General features: G+C 44.6%; 14 protein-coding genes. 12 read left to right on the top strand and 2 right to left on the bottom strand.

Features of this window, described 5'->3' with window-relative positions; translation table 11 throughout:
* Window positions 1-92: 92 nt before the first annotated feature.
* The 9 genes from miaA to rodA all read left to right on the top strand — a co-directional run bounded on the left by miaA (window position 93) and on the right by rodA (window position 10,610).
* Window positions 93-1,043, top strand: a complete 951-nt coding sequence (gene miaA, locus WH96_RS00430; RefSeq protein WP_047762743.1) for a tRNA (adenosine(37)-N6)-dimethylallyltransferase MiaA — start codon at window positions 93-95, stop codon at window positions 1,041-1,043.
* Window positions 1,044-1,177: 134 nt separating this feature from the next.
* Window positions 1,178-2,941, top strand: coding sequence for an acetolactate synthase 3 large subunit (locus WH96_RS00425; RefSeq protein ID WP_047762178.1), 1,764 nt, complete (start codon window positions 1,178-1,180; stop codon window positions 2,939-2,941).
* Window positions 2,942-3,037: 96 nt separating this feature from the next.
* On the top strand, window positions 3,038-3,544 hold the full coding sequence (gene ilvN, locus WH96_RS00420) for an acetolactate synthase small subunit (RefSeq protein ID WP_218044028.1): 507 nt from the start codon (window positions 3,038-3,040) through the stop codon (window positions 3,542-3,544).
* A gap of 68 nt (window positions 3,545-3,612) precedes the next feature.
* The gene (gene ilvC / locus WH96_RS00415) at window positions 3,613-4,632 is read left to right on the top strand and encodes a ketol-acid reductoisomerase (RefSeq protein WP_047762177.1); all 1,020 of its coding nucleotides are present in this window, start codon (window positions 3,613-3,615) and stop codon (window positions 4,630-4,632) included.
* A 350-nt stretch (window positions 4,633-4,982) separates the two neighbouring features.
* Entirely contained in the window at window positions 4,983-6,020 is a 1,038-nt protein-coding gene (locus WH96_RS00410) for a rod shape-determining protein (protein WP_046509031.1), read from the top strand.
* A 131-nt stretch (window positions 6,021-6,151) separates the two neighbouring features.
* On the top strand, window positions 6,152-7,033 hold the full coding sequence (gene mreC, locus WH96_RS00405) for a rod shape-determining protein MreC (protein ID WP_053005504.1): 882 nt from the start codon (window positions 6,152-6,154) through the stop codon (window positions 7,031-7,033).
* Complete coding sequence (gene mreD, locus WH96_RS00400) at window positions 7,030-7,542, top strand: rod shape-determining protein MreD (protein ID WP_047762176.1); 513 nt, start codon at window positions 7,030-7,032, stop codon at window positions 7,540-7,542. The genes mreC and mreD overlap by 4 nt, the downstream gene beginning before the upstream one ends.
* 9 nt (window positions 7,543-7,551) lie before the next feature.
* On the top strand, window positions 7,552-9,450 hold the full coding sequence (mrdA, locus tag WH96_RS00395) for a penicillin-binding protein 2 (protein WP_047762175.1): 1,899 nt from the start codon (window positions 7,552-7,554) through the stop codon (window positions 9,448-9,450).
* 2 nt (window positions 9,451-9,452) lie between these two features.
* Window positions 9,453-10,610: a rod shape-determining protein RodA gene (rodA, locus tag WH96_RS00390; RefSeq protein WP_047762174.1), complete on the top strand. Its 1,158-nt coding sequence runs from the start codon at window positions 9,453-9,455 to the stop codon at window positions 10,608-10,610.
* A 52-nt stretch (window positions 10,611-10,662) separates the two neighbouring features.
* Here rodA and WH96_RS00385 read toward each other — a convergent pair whose 3' ends face one another.
* Window positions 10,663-11,949, bottom strand: coding sequence for a nucleotide sugar dehydrogenase (locus WH96_RS00385; RefSeq protein WP_047762173.1), 1,287 nt, complete (start codon window positions 11,947-11,949; stop codon window positions 10,663-10,665).
* 206 nt (window positions 11,950-12,155) lie between these two features.
* On the opposite strand from WH96_RS00385, the gene WH96_RS00380 reads away from it, so the two are divergent.
* Together WH96_RS00380 and WH96_RS00375 are read left to right on the top strand one after the other, a co-directional pair.
* The gene (locus tag WH96_RS00380) at window positions 12,156-12,608 is read left to right on the top strand and encodes a PAS domain-containing protein (RefSeq protein ID WP_047762172.1); all 453 of its coding nucleotides are present in this window, start codon (window positions 12,156-12,158) and stop codon (window positions 12,606-12,608) included.
* Between the two features lie 15 nt (window positions 12,609-12,623).
* Window positions 12,624-13,046 carry a hypothetical protein gene (locus WH96_RS00375; RefSeq protein WP_047762171.1) on the top strand — a complete coding sequence of 141 codons (423 nt, stop codon included), beginning with the start codon at window positions 12,624-12,626 and terminating at the stop codon, window positions 13,044-13,046.
* Between the two features lie 52 nt (window positions 13,047-13,098).
* On the opposite strand, the gene WH96_RS00370 is transcribed toward WH96_RS00375, so the two are convergent.
* Window positions 13,099-13,656, bottom strand: coding sequence for a nitroreductase family protein (locus tag WH96_RS00370; protein WP_053005503.1), 558 nt, complete (start codon window positions 13,654-13,656; stop codon window positions 13,099-13,101).
* 204 nt (window positions 13,657-13,860) lie between these two features.
* Here WH96_RS00370 and WH96_RS00365 point away from each other — a divergent pair, with 204 nt between their 5' ends.
* Window positions 13,861-14,067: a (2Fe-2S)-binding protein gene (locus WH96_RS00365; protein WP_047762170.1), complete on the top strand. Its 207-nt coding sequence runs from the start codon at window positions 13,861-13,863 to the stop codon at window positions 14,065-14,067.
* Window positions 14,068-14,283 lie beyond the last annotated feature (216 nt).

Here is a 14,283-nt window from a genome sequence, read left to right as displayed (position 1 = left end):
TCTGATTTGTGGGTTCTGATTTGTTTTTGTGGCTCTTCAGATCAGGTTATAGTAGGAACCTGATAGACATTGTTAAAGCAGAGAAGCCAGACGTGATCAACGATAAGCCGAAAGTAATTGTCATAACGGGACCGACCGCAAGCGGGAAATCTGCTTTGGGTGTTGATGCGGCTCTAGCTCTGGATGGGGAAATCATCAATGCGGATTCCATGCAAATATACAAAGAGCTTGATGTGATCACCGCCCGTCCTGATAAGGAGTCTTTGGAAAAGGTTCCCCATCGTTTATATGGAACGATCCCCGGCTCTGGAAAATGTTCTGTAGAGCAGTGGCGAACCATGGCTATCGGGGAAATTGACGAAGTTCACGGGCTTGGCAAGGTGCCAATTCTTGTTGGCGGTACAGGGATGTATATCCGGGCATTGGAAAAAGGGATCGCAGAGGTTCCTGATATTCCGGATACTGTTCGCGAAAAAGGTCGGACGCTCTTGGCGCAGATAGGGGGCGAAGCTTTTAAGGCAGAGCTTTCTCTTCTTGATCCTGAAATGGGAGCAAAGCTTAATTCCGGTGACAGTCAAAGATTGGCGCGGGCGTGGGAAGTGGCCACTCATACGGGGAAGTCTCTTTTGCATTGGCAAAGGGAAGCGGAAGGCAAGGTACCTGATTATGATTTTATCCGTTTTGCCTTGGTGCCGCCCCGGGAAGATCTTTACGATAATTGCAATAAACGATTTGAAATTATGTTGGATCAGGGGGGCTTAAAAGAAGTGGAAGATTTGCTTGCCTTATCCCTTGATCCTTCTTTGCCTATTATGAAAGCTTTGGGCGTGCCGGAACTTACTGAATATATCCAGGGAAAGGCGAGTCTGGAGAACGCAATTTCGCGCGCGCAGCAAAATACCCGTCGTTATGCAAAAAGGCAGATGACATGGATCAGAACACAATATAATGACGCTAGAACTGTAAATGAGAAATATTCGGAAAGATTACAGGGTGATTTTTTTAATTTTATTCGCCAAAGCGGCTTGACCCCTTCTTGCTAAAACGCTAGTTTTCGCGCTCGCAACCAAAAAGGAAGGCTAGAGAATCTTGGCCTTTTGCTCCTTTTCTTGTTACAGGCATTGGAGTTAGGATTGCACATCATTGAAAAGCCAGTTGTTTGAGAGGAATGAAACCAATGGCGACCGAACAGTTTACCGGCGCGGAAATAGTGATCAAAGCCCTGAAAGATCAGGGTGTGGACACCGTGTTTGGCTATCCTGGCGGTGCAGTGCTACCGATTTATGATGCTATCTTCAAACAGAACGACATTAAACATGTTTTGGTTCGTCAAGAAGGTGGTGCGGTGCACGCAGCGGAAGGATATGCGCGATCTACTGGTAAAGTCGGTGTCGTCCTTGTCACTTCTGGTCCAGGCGCAACAAATGCTGTTACCGGCCTGACAGATGCTCTTTTGGATTCAATTCCTTTGATCTGCCTTACAGGGCAGGTTCCAACGCATCTAATTGGTAACGATGCGTTTCAGGAAGCAGATACAACAGGCATTACACGTCCCTGCACAAAACATAACTATCTTGTACGTGATATCGAAACTTTGTCTCGCACAATGCACGAAGCTTTCTATGTCGCGCAAAACGGACGTCCAGGGCCGGTTGTTATCGATCTGCCAAAAGATGTTCAGCAGGGCAAAATTGATACCTATCTTGCCCCGGAAGATGTAAAGCATAGAAGCTATCGTCCACAGGTTAATGGCGAAGTGGATCATATTAACGAAGCTGTTGAACTTATCGCGAACGCAAAGCGGCCTGTTTTTTATGTCGGTGGTGGGGTGATCAACTCTGGATCTTCTGCTTCGGCTGTTTTGACAGAGCTTGTTCGTTTGACGGGGGCACCTTGTACAACCACTTTGATGGGCTTGGGAGCTTACCCGGGAACAGATAAACAGTTTCTTGGTATGCTTGGCATGCATGGTACATACGAAGCCAATCTTGCTATGTATAACTGTGATGTCATGATTAACGTTGGTGCACGGTTTGATGACCGTATTACCGGTGTCATTGATGAATTCTCTCCGGATTCCAAGAAAATACATATCGATATTGATGCCAGCTCTATTAACAAAAATGTCATGGTTGATCTGCCGATTGTTGGTGATGCTGGACGTGTTGTTGAAGAGATTCTTCGGATCTGGAAAGAAAAGAAACATTCTCTTGATACCAAATCTCTAAAGGCTTGGTGGTTACGTATTGATGAATGGCGCGCGAAAGACTGTCTGGGTTATGTGCAGGACGGTCCGATTATCAAGCCTCAGCATGCAATCAAACGTCTCTATGAACTAACCAAAGATCGTAAACCTTATATTACGACAGAGGTTGGTCAGCATCAGATGTGGGCTGCACAATACTTCCATTTTGACGAACCCAAAAAATGGATGACGTCTGGTGGTCTGGGGACAATGGGTTATGGTCTTCCGGCAGCTGTCGGAGCTCAACTTGCGCACCGTGAAGATCTGGTGATTGATATTTCCGGTGAAGCTTCTTTCATGATGAACATGCAAGAGCTGGGTACAATTGCTCAGTACAAGTTACCTGTTAAGATTTTTATTGTGAATAACCAATGGATGGGCATGGTGCGTCAGTGGCAACAGCTATTGCACGGTAACCGCCATTCTGAAAGTTACTCTGATGCGTTGCCAGATTTTGTGAAACTGGCTGAATCCTTCGGATTGAAGGGGATGCGCTGTGAAAAAGCGGAAGATCTGGATCAGATGCTTCAGGAAATGATTGATTCTCCTGAGCCGGTTATCTTTGATTGTCAGGTTGCAAAAGAAGAGAATTGCTATCCGATGATTCCATCAGGCGCAGCGCATTACGAAATGTTACTTGGCCCTGAAGATTCAGCTGCGAAGCCTATCTCCGAAGAGGGAATGGTCCTCGTCTAATTGTGGATTGATTTGTTTTCCGTATTGCTTTGAATGAAAACTTTGCGGAATAGATTGTGACAAAACTATTGTTAGGATATGCGTCCCATGGCGCCGATGGATACAAATATTGAAAGCCGTACGATAGCGGTTCTTGTTGATAACGAACCTGGCGTTCTAGCCAGAGTTATTGGTCTGTTTTCAGGCCGTGGATATAACATCGAAAGTTTGACTGTGACCGAGGTTGATGTCGCACACGGTCTTTCTCGAATTACAGTCGTAACATCTGGTACGGCCCAGATTTTGGAACAAATTAAAGCCCAGTTGGGGCGCCTTGTTCCTGTTCACCGCGTCCGTGATTTGACAAAGGAAGGGACTTCTGTTGAAAGAGAACTTGCTTTGATCAAAGTTGCCGGTGCTGGTGAAAAGCGTGTTGAGGCTTTGCGGATCGCGGATATTTTCCGTGCCCGTGTTGTTGATTCCAGTCATGATCACTTTGTTTTTGAGATGACAGGCAAAAGTGACAAGCTGGATGTCTTTGTTGATCTAATGCAGCCCTTAGGATTGATCGATGTCAGTCGGACAGGTGTTGTAGCCATTTCCCGCGGGGCAAAGGCGCTCTAGGCGATACAACCCACGAGATTTTCTATTTGATATAGCTATGAATAGCTACAGTAAGGAAGGAATAAGCGATGCGTGTCTATTATGACCGTGATGCGGATGTAAATCTGATTAAAGGTAAGAAGGTTGTAATCGTTGGTTACGGTAGCCAGGGCCATGCCCATGCTAACAACCTGAAAGACAGTGGTGTTAAAGAGGTGCGTGTAGCGCTTCGTCCAAGCTCTAGCTCAGTTGCAAAAGCTGAAGCTGCTGGCTTTGAAGTTATGGCACCAGCTGATGCAGCTGCTTGGGCAGACGTTGTAATGATCCTGACCCCTGATGAAAATCAGGCGTCTCTTTATAATGCCGATCTTGCTGCAAACCTCAAAGAAGGTGCTGCAATCGTTTTCGCACACGGTTTGAATGTTCACTTCAAACTGATCGAACCACGTGCTGATCTGGATGTCTTCATGATCGCACCAAAAGGTCCTGGTCATACAGTACGTAGCGAATACCTCAAAGGTGGTGGTGTTCCTTGTTTGATCGCGGTTCATCAGAATGCATCCGGTAACGCACAGGAAATAGCACTTTCGTACGCTTCTGCTATTGGTGGCGGTCGTTCCGGTGTTATCGAAACGACTTTCCGTGAAGAATGTGAAACTGACCTCTTTGGTGAGCAGGTTGTTCTTTGTGGCGGTCTTTGTGATCTGATTAAAGCTGGTTTCGAAACGCTGACCGAAGCTGGTTATGCTCCTGAAATGGCTTATTTTGAGTGCTTGCACGAAGTAAAGCTGATTGTGGACCTTATGTACGAAGGTGGCATGGCGAACATGCGTTATTCCATCTCTAATACGGCGGAATTTGGGGACTACGTAACTGGCCCACGCATTATTACTGATGAAACAAAAGCTGAAATGAAGCGTGTTCTTGCTGACATTCAGTCCGGTCGTTTCGTGCAGAAATTTGTTTTGGATTACCAGGCTGGTCAGCCAGAACTAAAAGCAACACGTGGCCTTAACGCGGAGCACCCAATCGAGGAAGTTGGTTCTCGCCTCCGCGCGATGATGCCTTGGATTGGTGCCAACAAGCTTGTTGACAAAGAAAAGAACTAATTTTTCTTTCAGCTTTAAAGAAAAGGTGGGTTTGTCCCACCTTTTTTTATGTTTGATGATGTTTGTTAACCATCTTTAAAGCTCTTTCTTTGCACGATGTATCTATGGGGGAATAGGCGTAAAGATGGGGTGATGACAAGGAAATCGCGAAAGAGTAAATAAACTGCGATTTTCGGCCTTTCACAAAATGTGAAAAGTGTTATTGTACCCGACCATCGGGACATTCTGTTTCGGGGGGAATTTTGTGACTTTCTCCAAACATTACGGGGCAGTGCCTTGCAAAGTGTGCTTTGCAGGAGTATCCCTCGCATAATTGTGTATGACGTTTGAAATTTAGGGATAGCTAATTCATGGTCTCTTTGTTTGGCATGTTTTCTACCGATATGGCCATTGACCTCGGTACCGCCAACACCTTGGTATATGTGAAGGGACGGGGTATTGTCCTCAACGAACCTTCGGTGGTTGCAATCGGTGAGAAAAAGGGCAAGAAACAAGTTCTTGCTGTTGGTGATGAAGCCAAGTTAATGCTTGGTCGTACACCTGGTAACATCCAAGCTATTAGACCATTACGCGATGGTGTTATTGCTGACTTTGATGTCGCAGAAGAAATGATCAAACACTTTATTCACAAAGTGCATGGTCGCCGTTCGTTCGCCCGTCCAAGAATTGTTGTCTGTGTTCCTTTCGGTTCAACCGCGGTTGAACGTCGTGCTATTCAGGAATCAGCTGAATCTGCGGGTGCACGCGAAGTTCACCTCGTTGAAGAGCCAATGGCCGCCGCAATCGGTGCCGGGCTTCCTGTAACCGAGCCAACCGGGTCTATGGTTGTTGATATCGGTGGCGGTACAACAGAAGTTGCTGTTCTCTCTCTTGGTGGGATTGTTTATTCCAGATCAGTTCGTGTTGGCGGCGACAAGATGGATGAAGCAATCATCGCCTATATCCGTCGTAATCATAACCTTCTTGTTGGTGAAGCATCTGCTGAGCGTATCAAAAAGGAAATTGGATCAGCTTGCCCGCCAGAAGATGGCGAAGGCATGACAATGGAAATCAAGGGCCGTGATCTTATGAACGGTGTTCCTAAAGAATTGATCATTTCCGAGCGCCAGATTGCTGAAGCTCTTGCCGAGCCTGTTGGTGGTATTGTTGAGGCTGTTAAGGTTGCTCTTGAGCATACGGCTCCTGAACTTGCCGCTGATATTGTCGATAAGGGTATTGTCTTGACTGGTGGTGGTGGATTGCTGCGTAACCTGGACTATGTTCTGCGTGCCTCTACTGGCTTGCCTGTATCCATTGCTGATGATCCTCTTAGCTGTGTAGCAATGGGAACCGGTCGTTGCCTGGAAGACTGGAAAACACTTCAGCACGTTCTCATTCAGATGTATTAACGTCAAATTTGAAGTTATTTTGTGTCGTCATCAATTTAAAAGTTATTTTTTAACTTTTTGGTGTATAGTATATGGAATACTTTCAAAGGTTTGTGGCGATTATCTCATGTTAAATGTAACAGGAGCAGAACTTGAATAAGAGGATTGGAGCCATCAGTCATGTGACAACGCCTGTTCAGGCGTGGCTTCATGGTTCTGCTTATGCTGTGTTGATTGTTGTTGCTATTGCATTGATAATTCTTGCAAAAACAGGAAATGTTGGTGTCGAGCGTGTGCGTACAGCAGTGGTTGACGGGGTGTCTCCTCTGATGGAAATCGCCAATCGTCCTGTGGTTATGATAAGCGATACCATTGAAACTGCCCAAAACTATGTGGCTTTGAAATCTGAAAACGAAGAACTGCGGCGTCAGAATGAAAATTTGCGTCGCTGGCAAATTGCTGCTGCTAAACTGCAGGGTGAGAACGCCTCTCTTCGGGGCATGCTTAACCTTGAACCGACGCGCGCGCCAAATATAACCACAGCGATGGTAGTGGCTGATCAGGGTGGCTCTTTTGTGCGTTCTGTTGTTGTGAATTCTGGTAGCTTGGATGGCATAACAAAAGGCCAGGCGGCCATGACCGGTCTTGGTTTAGCCGGTCGCGTGGCAGAGGTTGGACGTCATTCTGCGCGTGTTATTCTACTGACTGATTTGAGTAGCCGTATTCCTGTGTTTGTTGGCTCTAGCAGATCCAGAGCGATCTTGGCTGGCGATAACTCTCCTTCACCATCACTACTTTACTTGGACGAAGGTGCGGATGTAAAAGTCGGTGATGCTATTTATACTTCGGGTCAAGGCGGTGGTTTTGTCTCAGGATTGCCTATCGGCGTTGTTCATTCCTTGACGGATGTTTCAATCAAAGTGCGGCCTTACGCTGATTGGGGGCATCTGGAGTTCTTGCGTCTGGAAGATTACGGCTTGAAGCAAAACCTAGATATCCTTTACTCGGATAGCGGGGCCGAGAGGCAAAAGTGAATCCGACCTTTTGGCAACGTATTGATGGACTAGCCCGTTCCGCCTGTCCTTTCACGATCACGCTTCTACTCACTGTATTATTTCTTGTTCCTTTACGCATCCCGAATCTGGCTGAGGTTGTTCCCTCAATCCTTTTAATTTCTGTTTTTTATTGGACACTATATCGTCCAGATTTGATGCCGATATGGGCTGTTTTCGGGTTAGCGTTTATTCATGACCTTTTGTCCGGTATCTTGTTGGGTGTTGGGCCTTTAATCCTTCTGCTGTTTTGCTTGGCATTAAATGGCCAGCGTAAGTTTCTTGTTGGGGCATCGTTCTCTGCGCTTTGGATTAATTTTTTTATTCTCTCCAGTTTGGCTTTTCTATTTCAGTGGGTCTTAATATACTTATTGGAACCGGGTATTCCTGATTACAGGCCTGTGATTTTTCAAAACCTGACAACTGTTGCTGTATACCCTGCTTTTTCATGGATTTTTGCCTTGATTCAGCGAACGTTACTCAAGGAGTAGGAATTATTTATGCCGATGGTTCACGAAGACCAGGACCGTCATAAAGGTTTTACACGTAGAATATTGATGCTTTCTTGTGGAAAGGCCGCATTGTTATCTGCACTTGTTGGCCGTATGTATTATCTGCAGGTTATTGAGGCTGAGAAGTATAAAACCTTGGCTGAAGATAACCGTGTGAATCTACGGTTACTTCCCCCCAGACGTGGCAACATTCTTGATCGCTTCGGTGTTGAAGTGGCGAATAATCAGCAAAATTTTCGGGTCGTTGTGGTTAAAGAGCAAACGCCAGATCTTATGGCGACCTTGGACGCATTGAGTAAGCTTATCAAGCTTTCAGAACACGACTACAAACGTATCCTGAGGGACGTGAAACGTAAACGAGGTTTTGTCCCCGTTACTGTTAAAGATAACCTGAGCTGGGATCAGGTCAGCAGTATAGAAGTAAATTCAGCAGACCTACCAGGGGCGAGTATTGAAGTAGGGGAAACTCGTTTTTATCCCTACGGTGCTAACATGTCCCATATTTTGGGTTATGTAGCAGCTGTTTCTGAAAAAGAGTTGACCGGCGATCCGTTGCTGGAGCTTCCCGGCTTTCGGATCGGTAAAAGCGGTATCGAAAAATATCACGATAGCGATATGCGTGGACAGGCTGGTACCAGTGAATTTGAAGTCAATGCATATGGTCGTGTCATTCGGGAACTTGCAAGGAATGAAGGTGGTAGCGGTAGGGAGATGATCCTGACGGTTGATGCTGGCTTGCAAACATTTGTCCAGCAAAGACTTATGAGTGAACTATCTGCTGCAAGCGTTGTGATTGACATTCAAAACGGAGACGTTCTCGCGATGGGTTCTGTGCCCGGATACGATCCGAGTGCCTTTAATCTTGGCCTGAGTAATAAGCAATGGAACGGATTGATTAATAACCCTTATACACCGCTTTCGAACAAGGCAATTGCGGGAACCTATGCGCCGGGATCAACCTTTAAAATGGTTGTAGCCCTGGCTGCGATGAAAGAAGGTATTGGTGCATTCAGTCATACGGCCTATTGCCCTGGTTTTATGAAGTTGGGAAATGCGCGGTTTCATTGTTGGAAGCGCGGAGGACACGGTACAGTAAACTTGATCGAAGGGTTACAGCATTCCTGTGATATCTACTTTTATGATGTTGCACGACGTATCGGGGTCGATAAGATTGCTGAAATGGCTAATAAATTCGGCTTGGGTGAGAAAGTTGGTATCGATCTACCAGGTGAACGCTCTGGCGTTATTCCAACAAAGGCTTGGAAAGAGGCAAACATAGGTGAGCCATGGCAAGGAGGCGAGACACTTGTTACATCCATTGGGCAAGGGTTCGTGCTTGCAACCCCGCTTCAGTTAGGTGTTATGACAGCTAGAATAGCTTCTGGCGGCAAAAAAGTGATACCACGCCTTGCGCGAGGCTACCGGGAAGGGGAGAAAACAGTTGCCTACCCTGTTCCCGAATTCGAAGATTTAGGAATTCCCCCAGAGCATATGAAGATGATTTATCAGGGCATGGATGCTGTTTCGAACAATCCTCGTGGCACAGCGTATAAATATCGTATCAAAGATGAAGGCTGGGAGTTGGCTGGTAAGACAGGAACAGCACAGGTACGCAGAATTACCCTTGCGGAAAGACAAGCAGGGATTTTCAAAAACGAAGATTTACCGTGGCGTCGTAGAGATCACGGTTTGTTTGTCGCCTATGCTCCTGTGGATAATCCCCGTTATGCCTGTGCTGTTATTGTAGAACATGGCGGCGGCTCTAAAAGTGCGGCCCCGATTGCCCGGGATATCTTGCAAGAAACACAAAGAAGAGATCCTGCGCGTACACCTGCAGTGCCTTTAGAACAAAGTGCAGAAATAACTAATTTGGTAGGAGAGTCGTAAATATGGGCCAACAGCCTCATTATCTTGGACGACATAATCCTGAAATTACTCTTGGGCAAAAGCTTTGGCAATTAAACTGGGGAATGATTGTTCTCATTTGCATGATTGCTTCAATTGGTTTGGGGATGCTTTACTCTGCCGCCAACGCAAGTTTTGATCCTTGGGCTTCAAGGCAGGCGGTTCGTTTTGCTATCGGTTTTGTCCTGATGATTACTGTTGCTCTGGTGGATATCCGCTTTTGGTTCCGTGTAAGTTATCTGTTCTACTTTGGTGCATTGATTCTCCTTGTGGGGGTCGAAGTAATGGGCAGTGTGGGCATGGGGGCTCAGAGATGGATTGATCTGAAGTTTATTCAATTACAGCCTTCTGAGCTGATGAAAGTTGCCATTGTTTTTGCTTTGGCTCGATACTTCCACGGTGTTTCTCAAGAAGATATCGGGCGCATTACTTTTTTGATTATTCCGCTGGTTATGGTTTTTGCCCCTTCTGTTCTTGTTTTGAGGCAACCGGATTTGGGGACAACAGGTATGCTGGTAATGGCATCCGGGGCTGTTTTCTTTTGTGCGGGTGTCCGGCTTTGGAAGTTTGCTGTGGTTATGGCATCTGGTCTTGCTGCTATTCCCATTGGGTGGCAGTTCTTACATACCTACCAAAAAAATCGCGTTCTAATCTTTTTAAATCCCGAGCAAGATCCACTCGGTACAGGGTATCATATTCATCAATCCAAGATTGCCTTTGGATCGGGGGGCGTGTTTGGTAAAGGGTTTTTACAAGGATCCCAAAGTCACTTGAATTTCTTACCAGAGAAACAAACCGACTTTATCTTTACGATGCTTGCTGAAGAATTTGGCATGGTCGGAGGGCTTGTTCTTCTGAGCCTCTATGTACTTCTGATGGTCTATGGTTTAGCAATTTCTTTACGCTCAAGAAACCAGTTTGGCCGATTATTGGCTATTGGTTTGACCTTTAACCTTTTTCTCTATGTTTTTATTAACATTGCTATGATTATGGGACTGGTACCTGTTGTCGGGGTTCCTTTGCCACTTATTTCATATGGAGGTACTGTGATGTTGACGGTTATGGTGGGGCTTGGGCTTGTGATGTCTGTATGGCTTCATAGAGACATTAAGATTTCTCGTCACGGAGTGCATGATGAATAACTTAATGTCTCTATTGCGAGTGTTGATTTAACTGATGTCATCTAGCCATGTTTTACAGGCACCAATATCCGTAACCATTATCAAAACGACGGTCTCTCCACATTCCCTTCATGTCGGCAATTAAACCGTTAGCCTTGATGATTTGTTGAATGTTGATGTTTGTAAGTTCTTTGTAGCCACTATGAGGAACGGCACCAATGACACAGTCATAAGGTTCAGCAGTTTCGAGAGACGGTTTTAAATCGATATCAAAAAATTGTTTGGCTTCCAGCGGATCGGCCATGGAATCGTGGATATCTACTTCATGTCCTAATTCTTTTAAATCATGAACAATATCAGTTACTTTTGTATTTCGTAGATCCGGGACATCTTCTTTAAAAGTTAACCCCAGAATAAGAGTGCGGGGCTGTTGTATATCTGGATTTCTGGCCAGGATTGTGTTGTGGATGGCGTTACTTACAGCTTTGCTCATTGCCTCATTGGTTGAACGGCCAGACAGGATTACTTTTGGATCATGTCCCGTCGCTGTCGCACAATGCGCAAGATAGTAGGGATCCACACCAATGCAATGCCCTCCAACAAGGCCGGGCTGGAAGTTTAAGAAGTTCCATTTCGTTCCGGCGGCTTCTAGTACATCGTAGACTGAGATACCTAGTTTCTGGAAAATAACAGCAATCTCATTGACGAATGCAATATTGATATCTCTTTGAGCATTTTCGATTACTTTTGCAGCTTCGGCAGTTTTAATATTTTTGGCCAAAAATATTTTGTCACCATTCATTGTGCCGTAAATGCTTTTAAGTGTTTGGGCCACTTCTGGGGTTTGTCCCGCGACAACTTTTGTAATGTTATCTACCGTATGCTCTTTATCCCCAGGATTTATTCGTTCTGGTGAATAACCTAGGAAAAAATCTTTTCCGCATTCTAAGCCGGAACACTTGGCGAGAATAGGGCCACATATATCTTCTGTGACACCGGGATAAACAGTACTTTCATAAACAATAATATCACCTTTTTTTAAAAAGCTTCCGACAGTTTCAGATGCCATTTTTACGGGGGTGAGATCCGGCGTATTATTGCTATCAACAGGTGTTGGAACAGTAACAATGTGGACATTGTGTCCACTCAGCTCAGCTTTGTCACTTGTTAAGTGTAGAGTCGAATTCCGCAAAACAGACGTTTCTATTTCACCTGTGCGATCAAAACCTTCTGTGAGTTCGTCGATACGGCTTTGGTTTATATCGAAACCAGTAACCGTGTAATGTTTAGCTAAGTGAATAGCTAGCGGAAGGCCGACGTAACCTAAGCCAATAATACTGATTGTTGAGTTTTCTGTCATAATACCAGCTTGAATAAATCAAATATAATCTTCGTTCGTTTTAAGTGATCACTGATACCTAGGCAATATTAATTCTGAAAAGAGGGTGAGGTGTGTATTAAACTTAGATCAAATAAAGGTAAAAGTTGATGTTTGACCATTTGTTTACCATTTTGGTGGTACTAAAAAATAGTGCGAATTTGTCATGAAATCAAAAGGTTGTCTTAATGGCAGAATATAAAGGTATCGAACGGCGCCTCGTTTTTCGCCTGCTTGATTACTGGGAGAATAAAAAAGACGGTCGAAAAATGCCCAGCCTGGATGATATCAAAGCATCCGAGCTGGGGGATGATTGGGATTGGTGCTTTTTAATTTTGCTGGGGGATGAAGGCGAAAGCGCAACTTTTCATCATATAGGATCTTTGATTTGGCCTGTTGATCGAGAGCCTCTTGTTGGTAAAGAGGTTAGTTTTAGTCCTGATGATAGCCTTATTCAACAGGCAACTCGCTTTATGCCTAGAGTAATGGAATTGGGGGTTCCTGTGAGTATTGGTGGTGAGTGTATAGATGGTGGGGATAAGCTCCTTTATCGCAGTACGTTAATGCCTTTATCGTCGGATGATAAGTTTGTTGATGCACTCTTTGGCGGTGCGAATTGCCGAAAAGTCACTAACAAATAAAAGGTTTTAGCCAAGATGTCTCAGGCTGTTTCTTTCGAAGTTGATACATATCAGAGTAATCGTTGGGTGCTTGAATGTGTCCTTGATGATAAAGATATGGCGCTGTCTACAGCGAAAAGATTGTATGATTCCAAACGGTTCTCTGCTGTGAGAGTAGTACAGGAAACGTTTGATGAAGATAGTAATTCCAGTCGGGAACGGGTGATTTTTGAAACTACAGTTGCGGATCGCGATAATCGAGCAGCTAAACAACAGGCTTCACCTGCAAAGGTTGATCGTTCAGAACGACAAGCTTTGAAAAAACGACCTCGTCAAGCGACTAAGCCAGCTGCTAAAACGGCAAGGAAAAATGGTCCGAGTTTGTGGGTCTTGTTACTGTGGCTTATTGCTATACTCGCAGGCGGGGCAACATTGCTTTATTATTTGCAACGTTTGTGATGATGGATGCATGGCAGGAATTTTAGTCGAATCCCTGCCATTATTTATTCTATTATTTCCAATAAGTCGTAAAATCTGTTGGATCTGGACGTTTTCGCTCTTTGACGTCTCTCTCAACACTACCGATATAAAGGAAGCCGATAATGTCCATGTTGTCTTCTAGACCTAGTCCGGCTTTGACATTTTGATCATAAGCGGCATTTCCTGTTAGCCAAATCGCCCCATAGTTCCGTTCATGGGCAGCAAGCATAATGTTTTGAGCTGCAGCACCAGCAGAGAGAACGCGTTCATTTTTCGGCACGCCTGGCTTTTCATCTGTCATGACAGAGCAGACGACGATGACGAGTGGCGCCAGTTTTGGACGGCTGCCTTCTTTTTCCAGCTGTTCTGCTGTTGCATCAGGATTTCGTTTTTTGAGTGATTCAACGAAAAGGTCAGAAAGCTTATTTTTTGCTTCTCCTTCAATAAGGATAAAACGCCAAGGTCGTAACCATCCATGATCCGGTGCAGTGACGGCGGCACTAAGCATGTAGTTGATGTCTTCTTTGCTTGGGGCAGGATCTACCATCCATTGGGTAACGATGGATTTACGAGATAAAAGAAATGACAAGATAATCTCCTAATAATCTTTATTTATCTCATAGATGATAATGTGCAAATTTACACCTTCTTTTTGATTCTTTGGCCTAATGATCAGAAAGAAAGCGATGGCTCATTTAAATGTAATTATCATTATTAATCTATTTGCAATCAATTCTCATTTACATTATATCTTAGTCGTGGATGAAAATCATTCTCAATGGTGAGAGAGAAAATGTACGTTTGCATATGTAATGGTTTTACAGAAAAAGATGTGAAAAATGTTGTTGGCCTTGGTGCTTCTTCTGTAGCTGGCGTTTATAAAGCAATGGATTGTTCTCCACAGTGTGGAAAATGCGGTTGTGATATCAAAGATATGCTTGATGAAGAAAAATCACTAAACGCACAATTTGCAAAGATGAGACATCTCGCCGCCGAATAGGCTCTTTCACCACAAAAATTTTCTTGAGATACGTAATTTATCTATGTGTCGAGTGTAATAGGTCCGGTTTGGGCGGGGTATCCATTCAGGATAAGGCTTTTAGCACTCTGCGATTATCGATTAATTTGATGACCATACAGCTATGGTTGATGGTGCTTTGTATTTTCCAAACTAATTATAATCAGCATAATTCCCAAACAATATGATATTTAACAA

Origin of the sequence: Kiloniella spongiae, assembly GCF_001026905.1 — a bacterium.
GTDB lineage: Bacteria > Pseudomonadota > Alphaproteobacteria > Kiloniellales > Kiloniellaceae > Kiloniella > Kiloniella spongiae.
Note: the sequence above shows the minus strand (reverse complement) of the source record. Positions and strands in the feature narration are given on the sequence as shown.